General features: G+C 71.6%; 13 protein-coding genes. 2 read left to right on the top strand and 11 right to left on the bottom strand.

What is annotated here, in order from left to right; translation table 11 throughout:
- Positions 1-29 precede the first annotated feature (29 nt).
- The 5 genes from efeO to AB0B96_RS22590 all read right to left on the bottom strand — a co-directional run bounded on the left by efeO (position 30) and on the right by AB0B96_RS22590 (position 5,422).
- Positions 30-1,175 carry an iron uptake system protein EfeO gene (gene efeO / locus AB0B96_RS22610; protein ID WP_362901469.1) on the bottom strand — a complete coding sequence of 382 codons (1,146 nt, stop codon included), beginning with the start codon at positions 1,173-1,175 and terminating at the stop codon, positions 30-32.
- Between the two features lie 21 nt (positions 1,176-1,196).
- Positions 1,197-2,048, bottom strand: coding sequence for an iron uptake transporter permease EfeU (gene efeU, locus AB0B96_RS22605; protein ID WP_362901467.1), 852 nt, complete (start codon positions 2,046-2,048; stop codon positions 1,197-1,199).
- A gap of 200 nt (positions 2,049-2,248) precedes the next feature.
- Positions 2,249-3,115 (bottom strand): sulfotransferase, encoded by an 867-nt coding sequence (locus AB0B96_RS22600; RefSeq protein ID WP_362901465.1) that lies wholly within the window; start codon positions 3,113-3,115, stop codon positions 2,249-2,251.
- Between the two features lie 100 nt (positions 3,116-3,215).
- A complete protein-coding gene (locus AB0B96_RS22595; protein WP_362901463.1) occupies positions 3,216-4,370 on the bottom strand; it encodes an alkaline phosphatase PhoX in 1,155 nt (384 codons plus the stop codon).
- Positions 4,371-4,579: 209 nt separating this feature from the next.
- Complete coding sequence (locus tag AB0B96_RS22590; RefSeq protein WP_362901461.1) at positions 4,580-5,422, bottom strand: AraC family transcriptional regulator; 843 nt, start codon at positions 5,420-5,422, stop codon at positions 4,580-4,582.
- A gap of 66 nt (positions 5,423-5,488) precedes the next feature.
- Here AB0B96_RS22590 and AB0B96_RS22585 point away from each other — a divergent pair, with 66 nt between their 5' ends.
- Positions 5,489-5,899 (top strand): DUF2000 domain-containing protein, encoded by a 411-nt coding sequence (locus AB0B96_RS22585; protein WP_362901459.1) that lies wholly within the window; start codon positions 5,489-5,491, stop codon positions 5,897-5,899.
- A 99-nt stretch (positions 5,900-5,998) separates the two neighbouring features.
- Here the strand turns inward: AB0B96_RS22585 and AB0B96_RS22580 are convergent, their stop codons facing one another.
- The 4 genes from AB0B96_RS22580 to AB0B96_RS22565 all read right to left on the bottom strand — a co-directional run bounded on the left by AB0B96_RS22580 (position 5,999) and on the right by AB0B96_RS22565 (position 21,559).
- Positions 5,999-6,319: a hypothetical protein gene (locus tag AB0B96_RS22580; RefSeq protein WP_362901457.1), complete on the bottom strand. Its 321-nt coding sequence runs from the start codon at positions 6,317-6,319 to the stop codon at positions 5,999-6,001.
- Between the two features lie 123 nt (positions 6,320-6,442).
- Positions 6,443-7,717, bottom strand: a complete 1,275-nt coding sequence (locus AB0B96_RS22575; RefSeq protein WP_362901455.1) for a SidA/IucD/PvdA family monooxygenase — start codon at positions 7,715-7,717, stop codon at positions 6,443-6,445.
- Between the two features lie 76 nt (positions 7,718-7,793).
- Complete coding sequence (locus tag AB0B96_RS22570; RefSeq protein ID WP_362901453.1) at positions 7,794-8,825, bottom strand: iron-siderophore ABC transporter substrate-binding protein; 1,032 nt, start codon at positions 8,823-8,825, stop codon at positions 7,794-7,796.
- Between the two features lie 92 nt (positions 8,826-8,917).
- Positions 8,918-21,559: an amino acid adenylation domain-containing protein gene (locus tag AB0B96_RS22565; RefSeq protein ID WP_362901451.1), complete on the bottom strand. Its 12,642-nt coding sequence runs from the start codon at positions 21,557-21,559 to the stop codon at positions 8,918-8,920.
- A 94-nt stretch (positions 21,560-21,653) separates the two neighbouring features.
- Here AB0B96_RS22565 and AB0B96_RS22560 point away from each other — a divergent pair, with 94 nt between their 5' ends.
- Positions 21,654-23,057 carry a salicylate synthase gene (locus tag AB0B96_RS22560; RefSeq protein WP_362901449.1) on the top strand — a complete coding sequence of 468 codons (1,404 nt, stop codon included), beginning with the start codon at positions 21,654-21,656 and terminating at the stop codon, positions 23,055-23,057.
- Between the two features lie 13 nt (positions 23,058-23,070).
- On the opposite strand, the gene AB0B96_RS22555 is transcribed toward AB0B96_RS22560, so the two are convergent.
- Positions 23,071-24,714, bottom strand: a complete 1,644-nt coding sequence (locus AB0B96_RS22555; RefSeq protein ID WP_362901447.1) for an AMP-binding protein — start codon at positions 24,712-24,714, stop codon at positions 23,071-23,073.
- A gap of 3 nt (positions 24,715-24,717) precedes the next feature.
- Positions 24,718-25,125, bottom strand: coding sequence for an aspartate 1-decarboxylase (gene panD, locus AB0B96_RS22550; protein ID WP_362901445.1), 408 nt, complete (start codon positions 25,123-25,125; stop codon positions 24,718-24,720).
- Positions 25,126-25,168 lie beyond the last annotated feature (43 nt).

The raw sequence follows: 25,168 nt of genomic DNA, 5'->3' as shown, positions 1-25,168 counted from the left end.
CGAACCCCTCCTCTCATCTGGGACGATCGTTACTTCGCCACCACTGCGGCGATCTTGCTGATCGGTTCGGCGAGTGCGTTGATCGCGTCCGACAGCTTCTTGAGGTCGTCCTTGGACAGCTCGGTGTGCAGCTTCCAGCCGTCGCCCTTCCGGTGCGCGCCGAGCGCAGCCTCGGCCCCGGCGAACTTCTCGTCCAGCGTCTTCACCAGTTCCGGGGCGCGCTCCTCCAGGACGGGGCGGAGCGCCTGGACGGCGGCCTTGGAACCCTGCAGGTTGGCGTCGAAGTCCCACAGGTCGGTGTGCGAGTAGCGGTCCTCCTCACCGGTGATCTTCCCGGAGGCCACCTCGTCGAGCAGGCCCTTGGCGCCGTTGGCGAGCAGCACCGGCGACAGCTCGGCGGAGTTGGACTGCTCCACGATGGTCTTGATGTTGGCCATCAGCTTGTCGGCGATCGGGCCGTCCTCGCTGACGTCCTTCTTGACCCACAGGTCCTTCTCGATCCGGTGGAAGCCGGTCCACTCCTCCCCCTCGGCCACGTCGTTCTCCCGGGCGTCGATGGCCGGGTCGAGATCCCCGAAGATCTCCGCGACCGGTTCGATCCGCTCCCAGTAGGTGCGGGAGACCGGGAAGAGCGCCTTGGACTTCTCGATGTCCTCGGCCTTGACCGCGTCGACGAACTCCTGCGTCTTGACCAGCAGAGTGTCGCTCTGCGACTTGATGTAGCGCTTGTAGCTCGCGGTCGCCCCGGCGAGCTGGGCGTCGTCGCTGAGCGGCTTGTGCTCGCCGGTGACCTTGAGCGGGCCGCGGACGCCCTTGCCGACCATGCCCGGCTTGCAGGCGGTCTCGTAGCTGCCGGTCGGCAGCTCGACGATCACCTCGCGGGTGAGGCCCGGCACGATGTTCTCCACCTCGCCCATGACCCGGTCGCCGGGGGCGTACACATAGAACTCGGTCACCTTGGTGCCACCGTTGGTGATCGCGAACGTCGAGGTGCCCGCGGCCACCTCGGTGACCGCGACCTTGCACTCGGTGTCGGTGGCGGCCACCGCGATGGGGCCGCCCTTCTCCGGTGCGGCGGAGGTGCCCGCGCCCGGGGCTGCGGTGGGCTCGGCGGAGCAGGCCACGAGACCGGCGAGGGCGAGGACACCCGCGGCGACGGCAAGGGAAGTACGCATGATCGTCCTGTTCGGGAAGTCTCAGCCCGCGGGCTGCGGGTCGGTGGAGGGAGTGACGGTCGACGGGGTCGGGCGGTCGCGCCGCGGCCGCAGGAAGAGGATGAGCGTGGGCACCGCGTAGGCGGCCCAGGCCACCGTCTCCAGCACGCTCGGCTGCGGGGTGATGTTGAACATCCCGGACAGCAGGGCGCCGTACCAGGAGTCGGCGGGCAGCGCGCCGCTGATGTCGAAGGCGTAGGTGGACAGGCCCGGCAGGACACCGGCCTCCTGCAGGTCGTGCACGCCGTACTTGAGAATGCCGGCGGCGACCAGGATCAGCAGCAGGCCCGTCCAGGTGAAGAATTTGGACAGGTTGATCCGCATCGCGCTTCGGTAGATGGCCCAGCCCAGCGCGACCGCGGTGAGCAGGCCGAGGCTGATCCCGATCAGCGGGACGGCGGTGGCGGTCGCCCCCTGCACGGAGGCGAAGAACAGCAGCGCGGTCTCCAGGCCCTCACGTGCCACGGCGAGGAAGGCCATCACGACCACCGCGACCGCGCCGACCTCCAGGGCCTCGCTCAGCCTGGCGCGCAGGTCGCCGGAGATCGTCCGGGCGGCACCCCGCATCCAGAAGATCATCCAGGTGACGAACACGGTGGCGAGCAGCGAGGTGACCGCCTCGAACAACTCCTGCTGCCGGTATTCCAGATGGGCGACGGTGAAGGTGAGCAGCGCGCCGAACGCGACCGACAGGACGAGGGCGGCGCCGACCCCGGCCCACACGAGGGGCAGCCGGTCGCGCCGGTCGCTCTTGACGAGGAGCGCGACGAGCACGGAGACGACGAGCGTGGCCTCCAAGCCCTCGCGCAATCCGATGAGGTAGCTGGCGAACACCGTCACTCCATAGATGGGAAGCCTTACCTAAATTAGGGCAGGGCAACCTTACTCTTCGCAAGGAGGTGATTCCCACCGGGGGCCATAAGATATGAACGAGGCGGCGATATCGCGGTATGTGTGCGGTCAAGCACTCATACCGGCTCAGCACGTTCCAGGTGCGGTGGGTGAGCCACCCTCTCCTCCGGAAGGCGGCCCGGTCAGAGATATCCCCACTCGGCGCAGATCTCCCGGAGCTCCTCCGGAACCTCGTCCCGGGCAGGCAGCGGCCGGCCGGGCTGGACCCTGCCGGTTCTGATCTTGTCGCGCCAGTCTCCGATGCCCTTCACGAACTCTCCGTGCTCGTGGTCGCCGTAACGGACCATGCCCGGCTCGTAGTCGATCCCGAGGTGGGCGCAGACTCCGCGCATCTCCTTCTCGGGAGCGGCGACGACTCTCTCGTAGGTCAGGGTGAGCCCGTCGAGCCGCCGCCGCGCCTCGGTGAGGTAGCGCATGTACCGCAGGGTGTGCTGGATCGCCTCCTCCCAGGGGCGTTCCAGCGGATCGGCCTCGTGCCACGACAGGGCGATCGAGGCGGGATGGCGCATCAGGAAGATGTAGCGCGCGTCCGGCCAGCAGGTCGCGAGGCGACGATGGGCGAAGACGTTGCTGGGCGTCTTGTCGACGATGATCTGCTTGCCGCTTCCGGTCAGCTCACGGTGGAGCATGCGATCCCACAGCAGGTGCTCGATGTCGCTGGTGGAGAAGCCGAGCGTCTCCATCGCCTGCCGCAGTGGATCGGTGGTCAGCGTGACCGCCAGCCGTCGTACATGTAGTTCGTGCGGTGCGTGGATCCGGGAATGGCTGTTGAGCATGACCCGCAGCAGGGTGGAGCCCGACCTCACCGGCGACAGCACGAACACCGGCTCGCGCACCAGCCGGTCGAGCTTGGGATCGGCCGGTGGCCGGGGGACGTCGGCGGGTGGTTGTGGCGCCGGAGGCGGCGGTGCGACCTCCCGCCGCACCCTGCTGACGCTGTAGCCCGTCATCCCTTCAAGAGCCGTGTTGACCCTGGTCTTCCATCCCATGGTCGAGCACCGTAGTGACCCCAGGCGTCCGGAAAGTTAACGTGACCTGTGTGTTCACCGTGCCGGGTGGTGCGGTCGGCACCGCACCACCCAGCCGTCCTCAGGTGCGGAACGGACCGGTCACGCAGTAGGTGATCCCCCCGGAGGAGGAACCCGACGTGCCGCGCTGGGAGGAGAAGTACAGGCGATTGCCCGCGGGGGTGAAGGCCGGACCGGTGATTTCCGAGGATCCCTGACCGTTGACGCGCAGGAACGGGGAGACGGTGTCGTTGGGAGTGATCAGGCAGATCTCCATGTTGCCGCCGTCCTCGGCGACGTAGAGGTCACCGAAGGTCGAACCGGTGATGTTGTCCACGCCGGTCAGCGGCGCGGTGCCGGGGCTGACAAGGTTGTCGTCGTAGGCGAGTTCGTAGGTACCGGCGGCGACGTTGACCTGCCAGACCCTGTTGTCGCCCTTGGTGGTGAACCACACGGTGTCGTCCGCGTAGTGGCATCCTTCGCCGCCGTTGAAGGACTTCGATCCGGAGACCTGGCTGCGGGTCGCGGTCGGGGAACCATCGGGATCGGGAACGTTCGCCCAGGTGAAGGAGCCCGAGGTGGCCGAGCCCGCGCACAGCACCTGCAGCGTGCCTGAGGACAGGTCGCCCCAGACGGAGGGGACGAAGCGGTAGAACCGCCCGTTGCTCTCGTCCTCGGTGAGGTAGACGACCTTGCGGACCGGGTCGGCGGCGGCCGCCTCGTGTTTGAAGCGGCCCATGGCGGGACGCTGTGTCGCCGCGCCACCGAAGGGACGGGTCTCGTAGACGTAGCCTCGGTCGACCTCCTCACATGACAGCCAGGTGTTCCACGGTGTCGCGCCGCCCGCGCAGTTCTGCCGGGTGCCCGACAGGATCGAGGCGGCCGAGACGGCGTTGCCCGCCGCGTCGAAGCGGATCGCCGAGGCGCCGCCGCCGGGGTTGATCTCCGAGTTGGACACGTAGATCCAGCCGCTGCCGTCGGCGAAGCAGGCACCACCGTCGGGAGCGCTGTGCCAGGTGTAGGAGGTGCCGGGTACCACCTGGCCGGATCGGGCGACCACCCGGCTGGTGAACCCGGCGGGAAGCTGAATGCCGTTGGCGTCGGCGGCCAGCAGGGGACCGTAGGGGCCTGTGGCGTTCTGGGCCGGGGCCGCGAGGGCTCCCTGCCAGAGGCTTCCGGTGAAGGCCAGGGTGCTCGTGCCGAGCACCGAGGCACGAAGGAATGTGCGGCGTTCCATCGACGAACCTCCAGGACGAGGATCAGCAGAACAACTTCCCGAGTGATCTCGACGGTAGGAGCACCGGTGAACGGCTACCCGTGAATCTGGTTAATGAATCATGGCCGACATATGCCGTTTAAAAGGGAAAGAGCGCAATATTCCCATGCAACTCATTCGTCTCGATGGCCCCTAGGCCTGCCGGACGAACCCGCCGCAGGCCCGGTGGTTCACCCTCGGCGGGCGGCACGATGGTAGACGCCCGGGGTGATGCCGTAGTAGCGGACGAACCAGCGGGTCAGGTGGCTCTGGTCGGCGAAGCCGGTCTCCGCGGCGACGTCCGCGATCGGCAGGCCCCGAGACAGCAGCCCGCGAGCCGCGCGCAGGCGGACCTGCCGCTGGTACTCGCTCGGCGCCATCCCGTACGCCGCACGAAAGGCCCGATAGAGGGTGAACCTGCTGGATCCGGACAGGGCGGCGAGGGAGTCGGCGGTGTGGTCGGTCCGGTAGTCGTCCTCGAGCAGTTCCGCCGCGCGCCTCGCGAGGCCCGCCGTGCCCCGGCCTCCCGCCCGGAACCTCGGGCTTCTCGTGACGGGACCGCTGAGGGCCGCGCGGCGGACCAGGGCGGGGACGACCGCGTCCAGCAGCTCGTCCGCGACCAGGGCCGGGGCTCCGCCGAGGATCGCTGTGTGCAGACGGCCCAGCCCTCCTACGAGCACCGGGTCGTGGACGACCGGCTCTGCGAACAGCGGCAGCCCGACCGCGCGGTCCGCGACCCCGGCCAGCGCGGCGGAGACGAGCTCGGGGCCGATGTGCACGATCCGGTAGGTGAAACCCAGCTCGTCGGCCGCCCAGCCGTCGTGCGGGTCGTCCGGGTTGAACGCCATCACCATCCCCGGCGTGCTCGTGTGGCCCGCCCCCCGGCAGGTGAACGCCTGCCTGCCGTCGTCGGTGATCCCGAAGGAGTAGGTCTCGTGACTGTGCCGGTGGTAGGTGTGCCGCTCGAAGTGGGCGTGCATCGCCTCCAGCCCCAGCCGGGGCGAGCGCCAGTAGCGCGACCAGTCACCGGACATGGACCCATTCTCGCGCCGCACGAGCGTTCAAGCCCCGGCGAGGCGGTTGCGGCGATGCTGCCTGGCATGCGTTTCGACACGAAGATCGGCATTGTGGTGCGTGCGGACCTCGCCGTCTGGCAGAAGCTCAACGTCACCGCGTTCCTGGCCAGCGGTGTGGCGGGCGGCGGGCCCGAGGTGATGGGCGAACCGTACGCCGACGGGTCAGGCAACCGTTATCTGGCGATGTTCCGACAGCCCGTCCTGGTCTACGCCGCGGACGAACCCGGCCTCGCCGCGGCGCACGCCCGCGCGCTGGCACGCGGGCTGGAGGTGGCCCTGTACACGGAGGAACTGTTCAAGACCGACCACGACGAGGACAACCGGGCCGCGGTGCGCGCTGTGCCCTCCGACAGGCTTCGCCTGGTCGGGCTCGCGGTGCACGGGCCGCGCAACGGGGTCGACAAGGTGCTCAAGGGGCTCGCCCTGCACCCCTGAGCCAAGGCGGAGCCTCCGTCCACACCGCGAGCCCTCGCGGTGTGGACGGCACGGCCACGCGGATCCGGTCCACGGTCCGCCGCCGCGCGGCTCACCCGGTCAGGGCCTGGTGATCTGTGTGGGAGGTTTCCCCTCGGGCTTGGGAACACGGACGGTCTCGGAAGGCTTCTCCCCCATGTTGCGCGCGGTCAGGGTCGGATAGCAGTCGTAATAGCAGTAATAGCTGTCGCAGTAGCGTAGAAAGCAGATCCAGCGATCGTCACCCGTGTCCGAGCAGACCGCCGCCGCCGGTGTGACCTGGGGCGACACGGCGGGCGACCCGGCGTGGGCGGCGGTCATGGGAAGCAGGCCGAACAGGCCGGTGCCGGCCAGAACCGCCCCTGCCAGGCCGATACCGGCACTGCGGATCAAGGTATTCATGACTCTCCCCGGTTACCTATGGAACACAACGCCACCAAAGGTAGTCAAATAAATACACAGAGTCACGTAGCCGCTCACCCTCGTGTCGGGACGCCCCTGAGACCGCAGGCCACATACGGGCGGTCACGACTCGGCTCCCTGGGGGACCTGCGCCGAGCGCCGGGCGATGGAGCGCACGATCTCCCCGGTGCGGACGGCGGTCATGGACAGCAGCGAGGAGGCGATCCCGTGGGTGCCCTCGGTCGCCCCCTGGAGGTAGACACCCCAGGTCCACCCGGGAGCGGTGGCGACCCGGTAGTCGCGCTCCACTCTCAGTTCGCCCTTCTCCCCCGTGAGGCAGTGCTCGCCCGCCTCGCCGAGCAGGTCTCGCGGGTCGCGCTCGCGGTAGCCGGTGGCGCAGACGACCGCGTCGGCCTCGATCGCGCTCACCTCGCCCGTGGGCAGGAAGCACACCCGGACGCGGGCGGTGTCGCCGTCGTCGTGCACACCGAGCAGGCGGGAGGCGTTCAGCATGCGCAGCCGCTGGACCCCGGCGACCTTCTCGGCGTAGGAGCGCCGGTAGAGCTCGTCGATGAGATCGAGGTCCACCACCGAGTAGTTGGTGTTGCGGGAGTAGGCGAGCAGCATGTGCTTCACCTCCTCGGGCGCGGTGAAGAAGTGGTCGACGGCCTGCGGGTCGAAGATGCGGTTGGCGAAGGGGCTGTCGTCGGCCGGCGAGTAGCCGTACCGGGTGAAGACCGCGCAGACCTCCGCCGACGGGTAGGTCCGGTGCAGGTGCTCGACGGCCTCGGCCGCGCTCTGCCCGGCACCGACCACGACGAACCGTGTGGGCTCGCGCCCGCCGAGGGTTTCGAGCCGGGTCAGCAGTTCCTCGGTGTGCCAGATCCGCTCGCCCTGCCGTACCCCTTCGGGGAGTACGGGGTCGAGTCCGACCGCGATCACGAGGTTGCGGGCCAGGCAGGTGTGCAGCTCGTCGCCGTGTTGCACGACGACCTCAAGGGTGTCGTCGTCGTGCGGACGCACCGCGACGACCTCGGAGTCGTAGCGCACCAGGCCGGCGAAGGAGGCCGCGGTCCACTCCAGGTAGTCATGGAACTCCAGCCGGGTGGGGAACATGGTCTTGTGGTTGATGAAGTCGACCAGTCTCCCCTTCTCCTGGAGATAGGATAGGAAGGAGTAGGGGCTGGCGGGGTTGCGCAGGGTGACCAGGTCCTTGAGGAAGTGGACCTGCATCGTGGCGCCCTCGATGAGCATGTCGCGGTGCCAGCCGAACCTCGGCTGCCTCTCGAAGAAGACCGCGTTCACGCCGGAGCCGTACTCCTCCTCCAGGGCCACCGCGAGCGCGAGGTTGGAAGGGCCGAAACCGATGCCCACGACGTCATAGACCGGGCTCGACATGTTCGCCTCTCACGTGCTGAAGGGGTGGTCCCCCGCGGCCGGGACGGCGGCGGGGGCGGTGTGGAACGGGGGTGTTTCAGGCGGCGTCCGCGGCCTTGGCCGCCTTGGCGAGCTGGGGCACGACCTGGTCGATCACGTAGGGGACCGCGAGCGGCGTCGGTGTGCGCAGCGGCCAGAACGCCTTGAGGTCCAGCGGCACGTACGAGCCGCGCCTGACCACGTCGAGGCCGGCGAACAGCTTGCCGGCCTCGATCTTCCGCTGCGTGGCGGCGTCGTCGTTGTAGTGGCTGAGCAGCAGGTCGACGTCGAGGACCTTCACCTTCTCCATGCTCAGCTCGGCCGCGAAGCCCTCCCCGGGAAGCGCCTTGATCTCTTCGGGCAGCGCGAGCCCGAACTGGCCCAGCAGCTTGACGCTGATGTCGGTGTCGGACTTCATCACGCCGATGTTCCCCGAAGGGAAGACGCTGGTCAGCGCGAACTTCTTACCGGCCAGCTCGGGGTGGGCGGTCTTCACCGAGGCGATCTTCGCCTCGACGTCGGCGACGAGCCTCTCCCCCTCGTCCGTCCTGCCGACCGCCTTGGCGACCTGGCGGGCCACCGTCTGCCAGGAGTCCTCCGCGGGACCGGTCTCGTAGGCGGTGGTCGGCGCGAGCTGGGAGAGGTTGGCGTACTCCTTGTCGATGTAGTAGTCGCCGCCCGCGAGGATCAGGTCGGGTTCGAGCGCGGCGATCTGCTCCAGCGAGAAGCCCGCCTCCCCGGCCTTCAGCAGCGTCGGCGCGGTGCCGGAGAGCTTCGGGGCGCTCCAGGGGGTGAGCCCGTCGTCCTGGATACCGGTGAGCTCCGCCATGGCGACGGGCTGCACGCCCAGGGCGAGCAGGGTGTCCTGGTCGGCCTCGCCGAGGGCGACGATGCGCTGGGGGGCGGATTCGATCGTGGTGGTTCCGAGTTTGTGCGTGATGGTGACCGGGAATCCGGGGGCGGCCTGGGCCGCGGGGGCGTTCGCGGCGGGCTGTCCGGCTCCGCCGCTCTCACCGGCGCACGCGCCCACCAGGCCGAGGCCGAGCAGCAGCGTTCCGGTCGCGGCCAGGCGGCGCATCGTGTCGCGCATGGGTATGGGTGTCCTTCCGAGGCCCGAGAGGGCACTAAGAGTTAGGTTAGCCTCGCCTAAGTTAACAAGCTTTGGCGATTGGGGGAAGCGCCTCATTCCAGGTGATTCAGGAGTTCCGCGACGGTCTGGGCCGTCATGAGCGTCGCGACCTTCACTCCGCCGCATCCCGGCTCCCGCCGGATGCGGCGCACCAACCCCATGACGAGCAGCGAGTGCCCGCCCAGGTCGAAGAAGTTGTCGTGCGGGCCGACCGCGTCCACCTCCAGGACCTCGGCGAACGCCCTGCACAGCATCGCCTCGCGGTCGTCGTCGCGCCGAGTCGCGCCACCGCCACCGTCGGCGCCGCCGTGTCCGTGGCCGGTGACCGTACGGGCCGTGAGCGTCACGGGCAGGTCGCTCAGACGCGTCCCGGGGTCGGCCGCGACGGTCTCCAGCACGCCGACGAGCGCCTCGATCATCGTGTCGATCGTGGCCCGGTCGAACAGGTCGGCCGAGTAGTCGACGACCAGATGGAGCCCCTCCCCCCTCTCCCGGAAGATGAAGTCGAGATCGAACTTCGCCGCGGGCGGGCTGAAGAGCGCCTCCCGCTGCCGCAGCCCGGGAAAGCGCACGTCGCCCATCGACTGGTTCTCATAGCCGACCATCACCTGGAACAGCGGGTTGCGGCCGGGGACCCGAGGTGGCCGCAGGGCCTCGACGAGCACCTCGAACGGCAGGTCCTGGTTGGCGAGCCCGGCCAGGTCGGTGTCACGGACCCGGGCGAGCAGTTCGGCGAAGGAGGGGTCCCCCGAGGTGTCGGCGCGCAGTACGAGCGTGTTGACGAAGAAGCCGACCAAATCACCGGCCGCCTCGTCGGTACGACCCGCGACCGGGCTGCCCAGCGGGATGTCCTCCCCCGCTCCCGTGCGGTGCAACAGCGCGGCGACCGCGCTCTGGCAGACCATGAACATGCTCACCTGGGCATCGCGCGCCAGCTCGCGGAGCCGCCCGACCAGCGGAGGCGGCAGCCGCCTGGTCGTGGACCCGCCGCGCTGGCCGACGGTGGCGGGCCTGGGCCGGTCCACCGGCAGCGGGATCTCCTCCGGCATGCCCGCCAGGGCCCCGGTCCAGTAGGCGAGCTGGCGGGCGTGCGGGCTGCCCGGGTCGGCGGGGTCACCGAGCAGCTCACGCTGCCAGAGCGTGTAGTCGGCGTACTGCACGGCGGGCGGCTTCCACCCCGGCGTGCCGTCCGGCCCCTCGTCCGGCGCCCTTCCCTCCAGCCTCGCGGCGTAGGCGCGCGCCACATCCCTGGCGAACGGCCCGAACGACCACTCGTCGAACGCGATGTGATGGAAGACGGCGAGCAGTAGGTGCTCCTCCTCCCCGTCCGATTCCGCGGTTCCCCCGAACACCTCGGCCCTCGTGAGCTCTTCGGTTTCCGTGAACTCGGCGGACCTCGCGGCCTCCACAGCCTCCACGGCCTCGGCGGACCTCGCGGACCTCGCGGACCTCGCGGGAATGAGCGCGACTCGCAACGGGATCTCGGTGGCGAGGTCGAACGGCCGCGCGATCACCTCCTCGGGCGAGCAGGTGGTGATCTCCAAGACGGGACGCGCGGCCTCGGGCGGCAGGATCCGCTGGTAGGGCACCCCCTCGTGCTCGGCGAAGACGGTACGCAGGCTCTCGTGCCGCGCCGTCACGTCGCCGATCGCGGCCCGCAGCGCGTCCACGTCCAGCTCGCCGCTCAGGTGCACGGCCAGCGGCAGGTGGTACGCCTCGCGCGGCCCGTCGTCCTCGCGCAGGATCTGGTCGAGCAGCCAGAGCCTGCGCTGCGCGTACGACAGCGGGACGCGCTCCGGCCGTTTTCCCGGCACCAGCGGGGGCCTGAGCGTGACACCGGCCCTGTCGTGCAGCCGGGTGGTCAGCTCGGCGACGTTCGGCGCCTCGAACAGGTCACGGATCGCGAGCTCGGTGCGCAGCACCGCGCGGACCCTGCCGACGAGCCGGGTCGCCAGCAGCGAGTGCCCGCCCAGGTCGAAGAAGTCGTCGTCCACGCCGACGCCGGGGACGTCGAGCACCTCACCGAACAGGGTGCACAGCAGGTGTTCCACGGCGGTCCTGGCCGCGCGCCCCGACCCGCGCGGCCCCTGCCGGTCGGGGGCGGGCAGCGCCCGCCGGTCCAGCTTGCCGTTGACGGTGAGCGGCAGCGCGTCCAGCGTGACGACCGCGCTCGGCACCATGTAGCCGGGCAGCCGCCTCCTGAGTCCTTCGCGCACTCGCGCGGCGAGCGCCCCGTGGTCGCGGGCCGCCGCCGGGTTGTTCGCGTAGGACGCGGGCCCGCGCTCCGGGTCCGCGGGGAGAAAGGCGGCCCCTCCGCCGAAGACGGCGTCGTAGTGGCCGATCTCGTCCGACGGGGTGGTCACCACACCGGCATCGAGCGCGTACATCAGTTCGGGCTCGATCCCTCTCGGGGGGTCCTGGAGCAGCTCGCGCGCCTCCCGGTGCGGGGCGCCGCCCTCCAGCGCGCGCAGCGCGGCGAGTTCGGCCGAAAGCCTGGGGTCGGGGATGGCACGCACCCGCAGCGGCCCGGAGCGAGCGGCGAGGCGGGCCGTCAGGTCCTCCATCCCCGCCCAGTCCACGACCGTGGTCCCCGCGGGCGACGCGACCGGACGCGCACCGGTCCGCGGGTCGGTCTGTAGGTCGAGCGGTGCGCCGGTCCGCGCGGCGAGGTTCGCGGCGGGGTTCACGGCAAGGTTCGCGGTGGGGTTCGCGGCGGGTGACTTCCAGAGGGTCACGTCGTAGCGGTGCCTGCTGAGCTCGTTGTGGTGGACGCCCCGCTTGGTGCGGATCTCCACCCGCGTGGCCAGGCCGAGGGCGGTGAAGAACGCGGGGTCGAGCAGGAGCTCCTTCTCCATCCGCACGGCCCGGTCGATCGCCGCCGTACCGACACCGGAACCGTCGTCGTCGCCCCGGCCGAGCCGGATCGCCGCGTGCAGGCAGCGCACCGACCGCAGGTCACGCACGTCGCCCACGAACAACGCGCCACCGGGGGCGAGCAGGTCCATCGCGGCGGCGATCACGTCGGCGAGGTATCCGGCGCTCGGGAAGTACTGGACCACGGAGTTGACGACGATCGTGTCGAAGTGGCCCGCGGGCAGGCCGGTGGTGTCGTGCGCGGCCTGGCAGCTCAGGCGTACCGGCGAGCCGGGGCCGAGGTCGGCCCGGAGCTTGGCGATGACGGGCGCCGCGAAGTCGGTGCCCCAGTACTCGTCGCAGCCGGGGGCGAGCCGCGACAGCAGCAGGCCGGTGCCGACGCCGATCTCCAGCACCCGCCGAGGGCCGAGGGCCTCGACACGGGCCACGGTGGTGTCACGCCACTCGCGCATGTGCTCCAGCGGGATCGGTGACCCGTCGTAGCTGCTGTCCCAGCCCGCGAAGTCCTCGGTGTGGACGGCGGTGCCGATCTCGGTGTACTCGGCGTCGTAGATCTGCCGCCACTCGGCCAGGTGCTCGCGCTCGGCGTCGGGCCGCGCGGCTCCGTCGGGCACCACGTAGCCGATGAGGCGCTTCACGCCGGGCACCTCGGTACCGACAGCGACAACGGCGGCCTGCCCCACACCCGGCTCGGCGGCGAGCGCGGTCTCGACCTCCTCCAGCTCGACCCGGTAACCGCGGATCTTCACCTGCTCGTCGGTACGGCCGAGGAAGTCGATGTTGCCGTCCCGGCGCACCCGTACGAGGTCTCCGGTGCGATACATCCGGCCGCCGCCGAACGGGTCGGCGACGAACCGCTCGGCGGTCAGGCCCGGCCGGTCGAGGTAGCCCCTGGCCAGACCCGCCCCGGAGATGTAGAGCTCTCCCGGCGTGCCGGGCGGTACCGGGCGCAGCCAGCCGTCGAGCACGTAGCCCCGGGTGTTCCAGATCGGCCTGCCGACCGTGGGGGTGGCGCTGTCCTCGGTCCCGCCGCCCAGCGTGTTGATGGTGTACTCGGTCGGGCCGTAGAGGTTGTAGCCCAGCACCCCCTCGGCCTCCGCGAGCCGGTCCCACACGGCGGCCGGGACGGCCTCGCCGCCCAGCAGCACGAGCGGCGGGCGGTGCTCGCCGTCCAGCAGCCCCTCCTCCAGGAGCTGCTGGGCGTAGGTCGGCGTCACGTTGACGACGTCGACGCGGTGACGCCGCAGGTATTCGGTGAGCGCCTCGGCGTCGCGCCGCAGCTCCTCGTCGCAGACGTGCACCTCGTGGCCCTCGATGAGCCAGAGGAGTTCCTCCCACGACATGTCGAAGGAGAACGACACGGTGTGCGCGATCCGCAGCCGCCGTCCGGCCGAGGCCACCACCGGGTCGAAGATGTTGGCCCGGTGGTTGAACTGCATGTTGGTCAGACCTCGGTAGGGGGTGACCACCCCCTTGGGACGTCCGGTCGACCCCGAGGTGTAGATCACATATGCCGGGTGCTCCAGCCGTCCCGGCGCGTCCCTGCCGAAGCCGGGCAGTTCCTCGTCCGTCAGCCCGGTGCCGGGCAGGCCCGCCAGCGTCTCCCGTACGGCGGGGTCGTCGAGCGGGATCGAGGCGCCGGGGTTCGCCAGCCCGGCGGCGATGTCGCGGTGCGAGACCAGGCAGACCGGGGCGGCGTCGGCCAGCATGAAGTCGAGCCGCTCGGCCGGGTAGTCCAGCTCCAGGGGAAGGTAGGCGGCGCCCGTCTTGAGCACCGCGAACAGCGCGACGACCATCTCGGCGGAGCGGGGCAGGGCGAGGGCGACCACCCGTTCCGGGCCCGCGCCGTGCGCCTTCAGCAGCCGGGCGAGGCGGTTGGCGGCGGCGTCCAGCTCGGCGTAGGTGAGTCGCGTGTCCGGCTGGGAGACCAGGGCGAGCTCGTCCGGGGTGCGCGTGGCCTGCTCGGCGAGGAGTTCGGCGATGGTGAGGTCGGGGACGGACCGTTCGGCCTCGGCCCAGTCGCGGCGCAGCCGGTCGTGCTCGTCGGGCAGGAGCGGGTCGAGCCGGTGGCAGGGGGTGTCGGGTTCGGCGGCGACGGTCTCCAGGAGGCGTACGTACCGGTCGGTGAGACGCCTCGCCTCGGTCTCGGTGAAGGCGTCGCCCCGATACATGACCCGCAGGCCGGCGCCGGGCTCGACGACCATGGTGAGCGGGTAGTGGGTCGCGTCGCGCACCTGACGGCCGGTCACCCGCACGTCGCCGCCGGGGCCGAAGCCGCGTCCGGTGGGCATGCCGGGGAAGTTCTGGAACACGAAGAGGGTGTCGAAGAGGGTCCCGAGGCCCGCCACCCGCTGCACGTCGGCGAGCGCGACGTAGGAATGGTCGAACAGCTCCGAGGTGAACGTCTGCACCCGTTCCAGGACGGTGCGCAGCGGATCGGCCGCCGAGGCGCGCATCCGGACCGGGACGGTGTTGAACAGCAGGCCGACGACGGACTCGACGCCGTCGACGTCGGGGTGGCGGCCGGACACCGAGACGCCGAAGACCACGTCGTCGCGGCCGGTGAGCGCGGTCAGGAGCAGCCCCCAGGCGCTCTCGTACAGGGTGCCGAGGGTGAGGCCGGACTCGCGGGCGCGGGCGTCGAGCCGGGCGGCGAGGCCGTCGGGAAGCGCACGGTGGATCTCCCCCGCGGTGGTGAGGTCGGCGGGCCGGTCGATCAGGTCCGGCCGCAGCAGGGTCGGCTCGTCGAGCCCTTCGAGGGCACGGCCCCACGTCTTGATCGTGGCCTGCCGGTCCTGCCCGTTCACCCAGTCGAGGTAGGCGTGGAAGGGGGTCACGGGCCGGGCGCGCTCGGCGCCGGCGTCGGTGTAGAACTCCAGCAGCGAGGTGACGAGCAGGCCGCCCGACCAGCCGTCCAGCAGGATCAGCTCGGAGGTGAGCACCAGCCGGAAGTCGTCCTCGCCCACCCTGGCCAGCGCGAAGCGGATCAGCGGCGGCTCGCCGGGGACGAACGGCCGGGCGCGCTGGGCCTCGACGAACTCCTCCAGCGCCCGCTGGTCACCGGTCTCGGCGTAGGTCCAGTCGACCTCGAAGCGTTCGGGGACGAACTGCACGCTGCGGCCGCCGTCGGTGCGGAATCCGGCCCGCAGGTTGGGGAACTTCAGCAGCACCTCGCGCGCGGCTCCGGCCAGCCGGTCGGGATCGACCGGCCCCGCCAGGGTCACCACGGCCTGCTGGACGTAGATGTCGCGGTCCCCACCGGCCAGCATCAGGTGGAAGAGCAGTCCTTCCTGCAAAGGCGAGAGCGGCAGCTCGGCCCGCGCCCGCACCGGACCGTCCGCCACGACCTCGGCGGGCGGTCGGGAAAGGTCCGCGACCTTGGCCAGGGCCTCGACGGTACGCAGCCGGAAGACGTCACGGACGGCGAAGGGGAACCCGGCCCGGCGGGCACGTCCCACCAGCAGGGCCGCGCTGATGCTGTCGCCACCGGTGCGGAAGAAGTCGTCGTCGGCGTTGACGCCGTCCCGCCCGAGGGTCTCGGCGACGAGCCGGGCGACGGCGCGCTCGGTGCCGGTTCGCGGCGCCCTGCCCTCGCGGACGGCGGGCTCGGGCAGCGCGCGGCGGTCGAGCTTGCCGTTGGGAGTGCGCGGCAGCCGGTCGAGGCCGACGAGCACGGCGGGGACGAGGTGATCCGGCAGGATCTCTTCGAGCCGGAGCCGCAGCGCGTCGAGGTCGGGTTCGGAACCGGGGTCACCCACGACGTAGCCGACGAGGCGCGGCCCCGAGCGGGCCGCCACGGCCGCCTGGCGCACGCCGGGCTGTGCGGCGAGCACCGCCTCGACCTCTCCCGGTTCGACGCGGAAGCCTCGGATCTTGACCTGGTCGTCGGCCCGGCCCAGGAAGTCCAGGCCGCCGTCGCGGCGGCGGCGCACCCGGTCGCCGGTGCGGTAGAGCCGCGATCCCGGCGGGCCGAAGGGGCTGGCCACGAACCGCTCGGCGGTGCGGGCCGGGTCCTTGAGATACCCGCGCGCCAGGCCGTCCCCGGCGAGGTAGAGCTCACCGACCGCGACCTCGCGGAGCCCGGCGTCCAGGACGTACGCCACGGTGTTGGCGATCGGGACCAGTCCGCCGCCGCCCTCGGCGATCAGGCTGTCCCCGGCCGCCTCCGAGCAGCCGTACAGGTTGACCAGCCGGGCGGGGACCCGCCGGGCCAGGGTGGCGGGCAGCGCCTCGCCGCTGCTCACCCAGGTGGTCACCGAGCCGAGCCTCCCGCTCGGCGCGCTCTTCCCGGGCTCCCGATACTCCCGAGGCTCCTCGGCTTCTCCGACTTCCCCGTTGCGCGCGCTCTCCCCGGGCTCACCGTTTTCTCCGGGCCGTTCGTCGCGTGCGGCCTCCCCCGTCTTCTCCCTCTCCTCGTTCTCCATGAGCGCGGCCAGCAGGCTCGGCACGACCGTCACCAGGTTCACACCGTGGCGATGGATCAGCTCGGCGAGGGCGACCGCGTCGGTGGCGGTGTCGTCGTCCGCGACGACGACGGTGTCGCCGGCGACGAGGCCGCCGAGCAGCTCGGTGCTGCCGTCGATGAAGGCCGGTGAGCTCTTGGCGACCCGCACGCCGACGGTGGCGAGGTCCGCACCCCAGGCGAGCCGGTTGGCCAGGGCCCGCTGGGTGCCGACGACGGCCTTCGGGGTCCCGGTGGACCCCGAGGTGAAGATCACGTACGCGGGGTGGTCGGGGAGGATCGGAGTCCTCGCGCGAGGCGGGGCGTCCGATGGTGGCTCGTCTGCGCCGAGGACGAGCAGGGGCCCGGCGGTGTCGAGCATCAGGTCGATCCTGGAGCGTGGGTAGGTCGTGTCGATCGGCAGGTAGGCCGCGCCGGTCTTGAGCACGGCGAGCAGGGCGACGACGAACTCGGCCGAGCGGGGCAGCGCGATCGCGACGATCTCCTCGGGACCCGCCCCCGCCGCGGCGAGCCGGTCGGCGAGGGCCTCGGCGCGCTCGTCGAGCTCGGCGTAGCTGAGCGTGATCCCGCCGTCGCCACAGACATCACTGCGGACGTCACCGCAGACGACGGCGGTGGCGTGCGGGGTGCGCGCCACCTGCGCCTCGATCCGCTGGGCGACGGTGAGCGGGGCGAACTCGTCCACGGGGCCGGGTCCCGCGAGTGGCCCGAGCGGGGCGCGGAGCGACGACAGGCGCCGCGCCGGATCCTCGGTGACTCGGTCGAGCAGTTCGCCGAGGTCGGCGATCATGCCGGTGACGGTCTCGGCGTCGAAGAGGTCCGTGGCGTAGGCGACGAACCCCTCGATCAGTTCCTCGCCCTCGGCGAAGTAGACGTCCAGGTCGAACTTGACGCCGCCGGTCTCGGGAAGGAACGGTTCCGCGCGCACGCCGGGCAGCCGCAGCCGGACGTCCTCCAGCCGCTGATGGACGATCATCACCTGGAACAGCGGGCTGCGGGCGAGCGAGCGTTCGGGGGCGAGCCGCTCCACCACCTGCTCGAACGGCACGTCCGCGTTGGAGAACGCGGCCAGGTCGGTGCGGCGGACCCGCTCCAGGAGTTCGGTGAAGGTGGGGTCGCCGGTCAGGTCGGTGCGCAGCACGACGAGGTTGACGAACACGCCGACCAGGTCCGCGAGGTCCGCGTCGGTACGGCCCGCGACGGGCGAGCCGAGCGCCACGTCGTCGCCCGCTCCGGCCCGGTGCAGGAGCGCGGCGACGGCGGCGTGCAGGACCATGAAGACGCTGGTGCCGGTCTCCAGGGCGAGCCGTCGCGCCCCGGCCGAAGGCAGCCGGAACGGTACCAGCCCGCCCCGGTGGCTCGCCTCGGCGGGGCGGGGCCGGTCGGCAGGTGGCGTGCTCTCCTCGGGCAGCCCGCGCAGTGTCCGTTCCCAGAAGTCGAGCCGGTCCGCGGGAGCCGGGGACTCGTTCCGCCAGACGGCGTAGTCGGCGTACCGCACGGGCAGCGGCGCCCAGTCGGGCGCGGTGCCCGTCCTGCGGGCGGCGTAGGCGCGTGACAGGTCGGCGAGCAGCGGGGTGAACGACCACTCGTCGGCGGCGGCGTGGTGCTGGAGTATCACCAGCACGGACTCCTCGGCACGGACCCGCAGCAGGGTGGCCCGGATGGGCAGGTCGGTCCCGAGGTCGAAGACGTGCGAGGCGGCCCTCGTCTCGGCCGCGCGCACCCGTTCCTCCGGCCGGCCGCGCGCGTCCACCACGTCGAAGGCGACCTCGAAGGTGTCGAGGACGCGCTGGACCGGCAGCCCGTCGGGGCCCTCCTCCAGCAGGGTGCGCAGCGCCTCGTGCCGGGTGACGACGTCGGCGAACGCGGCGCGCAGCGCGTCGACGTCAACCGGCCCGTACAGGCGCAGGCCCAGCGGCAGCGCGTCGGCGGCCGAGGGGCCGCGCAGGCGTTCCTCGAACCAGAAGCCGCGCTGGGCGGGAGAGGCGGGCACGATCTCGGGCCTGCTCACGTCGCGGACCCTCGGCCGGGTCCCCCGTACCAGCCTGGGCGCGAGCGTGGCGACCGTGGGCGCCTCGAAGACGTCGGCGATGGTGAGCTCGGCGTCGAGCGCGGCGCGCACCCGCCCGGCGAGGCGGGTGGCCAGCAGGGAGTGGCCGCCCAGGGCGAAGAAGTCGTCGTCGATGCCCACGGTGCGCAGGCCGAGGGTCTCGGCGAAGACCGCGCACAGCGCCGCCTCTCGGTCGTCGCGCGGACCTCGGCTCGACACCCGCGCCTCGGGCGCGGGCAGCGCGGCCCGGTCGAGCTTGCCGTTGACGGTACGAGGCAGTGCCTCAAGCCGGACGATCGCCGAGGGAAGCATGTACTCGGGCAGCGCCTCGGCCGCCGTCGCCCGAAGGTCCGCCTCCTCGAGGTCATCGAGGTCTCCGTCCGGCACCACGTACGCGACGAGCCGCTTCTCGCCGGGCGCGTCCTCGCGGACCACGACGGCGGCCTGGACGACGCCGGGGTGGGCGGCGAGCACGGCCTGCACCTCGGCGGGCTCGATGCGGAACCCGCGGATCTTCACCTGGTCGTCGGTGCGTCCCAGGTATTCCAGCGATCCGTCGCGGCACCGGCGTGCCAGGTCGCCGGTGCGGTACATGCGCTCGCCCGGCGGGCCGAAGGGGTCGGCGAGGAAGCGTTCCGCGGTGAGGTCCGGCCTGCCCGCGTAGCCGCGCGCCAGCTGCGTCCCGGCGAGGTAGAGCTCGCCGGGGACACCGATCGGGGCGGGGCGCAGCGCGGCGTCCAGGACGTAGGCGCGGGTGTTGGGGAACGGCCTGCCGATCCCCGAGGACGGCAGCTCGGCGGAGGTCGCCCAGATCGTCGCCTCGGTCGGCCCGTACACGTTGACGGCCGACGCCGCCACCGCGCGGAGGGTGCCGGCGAGCGCCGCCGGAAGGGCCTCACCGCCGACGAGCACCCGCAGCCCGCGCAGCGCGGCCGGGTCCAGCGAGCCCAGCAGTGACGGGGTGCCCTGGACGATCGTCGCCCCGGTGAGCAGCGCGCCCAGCGCCGCCGGGTCACGCACGCTCTCGCGACCGGCGAGCACGACGGTCGCGCCGCTGATCAGCGGCACGTACAGCTCCAGCGCGGCGATGTCGAACGCGATCGTGGTCACCGCGACCAGCCGGTCGGCGGCGTCCAGGGCGAGACGCTCCCTCATGGTGAGCAGGAACGCGGTGAGCGCGGTGTGCGGGACGGCCACGCCCTTGGGCCGGCCGGTCGAACCCGAGGTGTAGATGACGTACGCCAGGTCGCCGCCTCGGACCGGATACGGCTCCTGGCCTGCGGTCGGCTCGGAGGATGTTCCGGGGGGCGCGTCGGGGAACGTGTCGTCCGGTGTCGGCGCCTCGGCGCGGGGGGCGGCGAGCACCGGGGGGACATGGGCGGGGCCGAGCGCGCCGCCCGGCGTCAGAGTCTCGGTTGTCAGCGTCTGGGGTGTCAGCGTCTCGGTTCCCCGTGGGATGAGGGCGGCCGTCTCCGGGGTCGCGATCGCGCAGAGCGGGGCGGCGTCCCGGATCATGTAGGCGATCCGGTCGGCCGGGTGCTCCAGGTCCAGCGGCAGGTAGGCGGCGCCGGACTTCAGCACGGCGAGCAGCGCGACCACCAGGTCGGGGGTGCGGGGCAGGGCCAGGGCGACGACCCGGCCGGGTCCCGCGCCGCGCTCGCGCAGCACCCGGGCGAGGGCCGAGGCCCGCAGGTCCAGCTCGGCGTAGGTGAGCGTGGCCCCGCCAGTGCCATCGCCAGTGCCCTCGACGGCGACCGCGCCGGGAGTGCGGGCGGCCTGCTCCTCGAACAGGGAGGTCACCGTCGTGTCCTCGACGGGCCGCGCGGTGTCGTTCCACTCCTCCAGCAGGGCCGCCTCGGCCGCACCGAGCAGCTTCAGGTCGGCGATCCGCCGGTCCGGGCGGCTCACCGCGTCGCCGAGCAGCGTCTCCAGATGGCCGAGGAGCGCGTCGATGCGCTCGTCGTCGAACAGCTCGCGACGGAAGGTGGCCTCGACGGTCATCCCCTGGGGCCTGACGAATGCCTCCAGCGACAGGTCGAAGTGGGTGGTGCCGTTGTGGATGTGCGTCCAGCTCGTGGTGACGCCCGGTAGGTCCAGGTCACCGATCTCCTGGGCGAGAAAGAGCAGCATGGTGTCGAAGAACGGCGAGCCGCCGCGCCTGCGGGCGGGCCGCAGCTCCCGCACGATCGTGTCGTAGGGCAGTGTCCGGTGCGCGAACCCCTCGGTGCAGGTGTCGCGGACCCGGCGCAGGACCTCGCGGAAGGTGGGCGCGCCGGACAGGTCGGTGCGCAGCACGAGGGTGTTGCCGAAGTTCCCGGCCAGCCGCTCGATCTCGGTGTGCTCGCGGTTCATAACCGCCGAACCGATCGCGATGTCGGTCGCGCCGGTGTAGCGGTGCAGGAGCACGGCGTGGGCGGCGAGCATCACCATGTACGGGGTGAGGTTCTCCCCGGCGGCCAGTTTCCGCATGCCGTCGGTGACGGTGTCGTCGAAGCGGCGGGCCCTGCGTCCGCCGCGCTCGGAGGCGGTCGCGCCGCGCGGGCGGTCGGCGGGCAGGTCCAGGGGCGCGGGCGGCGGGTCGAGGCGCCGCCGCCAGTAGTCCATCTCCTCGGCCGGGTGCGGGCGGTTCTGCTCCCAGTCGGCGTAGTCGGGATAGTGGACGGTGAGCGTGGGCAGGCCGTCCGGCTCACCGGAGACGGCCGCGCGGTACAGGGCCGACAGGTCCCGTGAGAGCGAACCCCAGGTCATGCCGTCCCAGGCGATGTGGTGCACGACCAGGACCAGGGCGTAATCGTCGATGCCGAGCCTGAGCAGTTCGAGCCGGATCGGCCGCTCTGCGCGCAGGTCGAAGGGGAGCGCCGCGAGCCGCTCGGCGTACGCCTCGGCGTCGTCCTCCACGTGGTCACGCACCGGCAGGTCGAGGGAGTCGTCGGCGAGGACGCACTGCATCGGCGTACCGTCGTCGTTCTCGTCGTAGACGGTGCGCAGCACGGCGTGCCTGCGCAGGAGCGCGCGCAGCGCCTCGCGGAGCGCCTCGGGGTCGAGCTCGCCCGACATGCGTACCAGCAGGCAGACGTTGTAGGCGGGGCTGGAGGGGAACGTCCGGTGGTGCAGCCACATGCTCTGCTGCGCGTACGACAGCGGGGCGGGGCCGTCACCGGCGCGTGGGGTGATCCGGTCCCTGCCGGGTCCGAGCCCCGCCTCGGTCATCATCCGCCGCATCAGTTCGCGCCGCTGCGCGACGTCCTGCCGCTGTTCCCGCACGCTCAACGTCCTTAGTGGCCGGGGGTCGGGCACTCTGTCCCGCATCGCGACTTAGGTTAGCCTTGCCTCTTAAATCCACACAAGGTTAGCCTTACCTAAATTGCTGGAAGTTGTCCGGTTTCATAAAGGGGTGGGTTCCTTGTCCTCTGGTGTCCGCACGGATCAGACGCGCACGGAGATAGTCGTCGAGAGCGCGGCCGACCCGTTGCGCCTGGTCACCCACCTGGCCCGGTCCGGGCTGTTCGACGACTACGTCGTGTACGAGCGGCCGGGCCTGTGGACCTTCGCGGGCGGGGTGGCGGGTGAGGTGATCCTCGAACCCGGAGTCGTCCGCAGCCGCTGGCTGGACGCCCCCTCCCCGGCCTCCGCCGGCCCCGGGCACGCGCCGGACCCCCTGGACCCGCTGGACCCGTTGCACGCACTGGACCCGCTCGATCCGGTGGACCGGTTCGACGAGCCGTGGTCGGGCCGACCGGCCGCGGCGCTGGAGGCGGCGCTGCGGACCGCCCCGTGGCCGGTGTGGAACGCCTACGGCTGGATCGCGTTCGAGTTCGCCGCGCTCGCCCCGGCGGGCAGGCTCGCCCACCTGGTCGTGCCGCGCACCGAGGTGCGCGTCGAGGCGGGGCGCGCGCTGGTGGTGAGCACGGACGCCGAGGAGGCCGAGCGGGTCGCCGAGCTGCTGTCCGGCCAGGTCGTCCCCGGATCGCCGTCGTCGCCGTCGCCGGTCGACGTACGCACCGGCGGCGACCTCTACAGGTCGCGGGTCGCCCAGGCGATCTCCGAGATCGACGCCGGGCTCTACGAGAAGGTCATCGTCTCCCGGCGGCTGCCGATCCCGTTCCCCGTCGACGTCGTCGCGACGTACGCGTGCGGCCGTGCCGCCAACACCCCGGCCCGCTCGTTCCTCCTCGACCTGGAAGGCTTCCAGGCCGCCGGGTTCAGTCCCGAGGTGCTGGCGAGCGTCGACGGGCACGGCACGGTGACGACCCAGCCACTCGCCGGCACGCGCGCCTTCGGCCAAGGTGAGAACGTGGACTCGCGGACCCGCCGCGAGCTGGAGAACGACCCCAAGGAGATCTTCGAGCACGCGGTATCCGTACGCGCGTCGCAGGACGAGCTGTACCGGGTGTGCGTGCCCGGCACGGTCCGGGTCACCGGCTTCATGGCGGTGAAGGAACGCGGCAGCGTGCAGCACCTGGGATCAAGTGTCAGCGGTGAGCTGGCGCCCGGCCGCACCGGCTGGGACGCGCTCGACGCGCTGTTTCCCGGCGTGACCGCCTCCGGCATCCCCAAGCCGGCGGCCGTCGACGCGATCGCCAGACTTGAGGAGCCCCGAGGGCTCTACGCCGGAGCCGTCCTCGCTGTCTCACACGACGGGGCGATGGACGCCGCCTTGGTGCTGCGCGCCGTCTACAGCGAGAACGGCCGGGCCTGGCTGCGGGCCGGCGCCGGCATCGTGTCCGGTTCGACGCCGGAACGGGAGTACGAGGAGACCTGCGAGAAGCTCTCCAGCATCGCCCCGTACGTGGTCCCGCGCACCTGAGAAGCGGAGGAGCTCAGCGCAGGCTCGCGGCGAGCTCCTTCTTGCTGATCTTGCCGACCGGAGTGCGGGGGAACGCCTCGACCGGCTCGACGCGGTCGGGCCACTTGTATCCGGCCACACCGCGCTCCCTGAGGAACCGCTTGATCTCCCTGAGGGTCGGCGCCTGGTCCCGCACGATCAGGAAGGCGCAGGTCCGCTCCCCCATCACCGGGTCCGGGATGCCGACCACCGCGACGTCGTGCACCGCCGGATGGGCGAGCAGGTGGTTCTCCAGCTCCTCCGCCGAGATCTTGTCACCGCCCCGGTTGATCTGGTCCTTGTCGCGGCCCTCCACGACGAGGTGTCCCGAGGGGAGCACCCGCACCAGGTCTCCGGTCCGGTAGAAGCCGTCGGCGGTGAAGGAGCGTGCGTTGTGCTCCGGTGCGCGGTAGTAGCCGCGCAGGGTGTACGGACCGCGGGTGAGCAGCTCCCCGACCTCGCCGGGGGCGACCTCCGCACCGTCGGAGTCGACCACGAGGATCTCGTCGGCCGGGGACAGCGGCCTGCCCTGCGTGGTGTCGACCAGTTCGCGGGGATCGTCCAGCCGGGTGTAGTTGAGCAACCCCTCGGCCATTCCGAACACCTGCTGCACCGCGCAACCCAGCACGTCGGGAACCCGCTCGGCCCGCTCGGCGGCGAACTTGGCCCCGCCCACCTGCAGCAGCCGGAGCGACGACAGGTCCTCCCGCGACCAGGATGCCGCCTCAAGCCAGAGCAGCGCGATGGGCGGCACCACCGCGCACACCGTCACCCGCTCCCGCTCGATGAGGGGGAACGCCTCGTCGGGTGACCCGGAGGGAGCGAGGACGACGGTGCCGCCCTTGGCGAACACCCCCAGCACCCCGGGGCAGGCGAGCGCGAAGTTGTGCGCGACCGGGAGCACCACGAGGTAGACGGTCTCGCGGGTGAAGCCGCAGACCTCGGCGCTCGCCTCCAGGTTGTAGACGTAGTCGCGGTGGGTGCGCGGGATCAGCTTCGGAAGTCCCGTGGTGCCGCCGGAGAGCAGGAACACCCCCACGTCGGCCGGATCCGGCCGCTCGTACGACACGGGTCCGGAGACGAGGCCGTGATCGGGGGCGGTGTCGCGACCGGGAGCTCGGTCGGAGTCAAGGGCGGAGCCACGGTCGAGGTCGGTGTCGAGGTCGGCGAAGGCGAGGAACTCCTGGGCATCCCCGTCCACCACGACGTGCTCCACGGCCAGCGAGCGGGCCAGGTCACGGTAGTCGAATCCGCCGTGCGCGTCCGGGATGACATACGCCCTCGCCTCGCTCAGCTCGCACAGGTAACCGATCTCGCTGCTGCGGTGCGCGGGCAGGGCGAGCACCGGGGCGGCGCCAATCCGGACGAGGGCGAGAAAGACGACGACGAAGGAGGTGGTGTTGGGCAACTGCACCACGACGCGGTCACCGCGCCGGATGCCCAGTCGCGCGAAACCCGCGGCGGTGCGCTCGGCCCGGCGGTCCAGCTCGGCGTAGGTGAGCCGCTCGTCCCCGGCCACGAGCGCGGTCCGCTCGGGGTCGCCCCCGTTCAGCACGTCACCGAGCGGCCGGTCGCTCCAGTAGCCCTCCGCCAGGTAGCGCGCCGCGACCTCCTGTGGCCAGGGGGTGAATCCCTCCACGGGTCACCTCCCCGCGATCTGGGCCACCGCGCCAGCGACCGGCTCGGCCGGGTCGCCGCCGAGCGCGACGACGCGGTTGGCTCCGTCCACGTGCACGACCTTGGGCCGGTGCGCCCGCACCTCCGCGTCGTCGAAGTTCCCGTACGAGATGATGATGACCAGGTGTCCGGGGTGGACCAGGTGGGCCGCCGCGCCGTTGACGCCGATCACCCCGCTGCCCGCCTCGCCGGTGATCGCGTAGGTGACCAGGCGGGCGCCGTTGTCGATGTCGACGACATGGACCTGCTCACCTTCGACGATGTCGGCGGCGGCCATCAGGTCGGCGTCGATCGTCAGGGAACCCACGTAGTGCAAATCCGCCTGGGTCACGGTGGCACGGTGGATTTTTCCGTTCATAAGGACCCGCTGCACTGGTCTGTCCTCTTTCCCTAAGGTCAACTAAGGTTAGCCTCAC

Source organism: Streptosporangium sp. NPDC049046 (assembly GCF_040649155.1).
Taxonomy (GTDB): Bacteria; Actinomycetota; Actinomycetes; order Streptosporangiales; family Streptosporangiaceae; genus Streptosporangium.
This window is presented reverse-complemented; position numbering and strand designations above follow the sequence as displayed.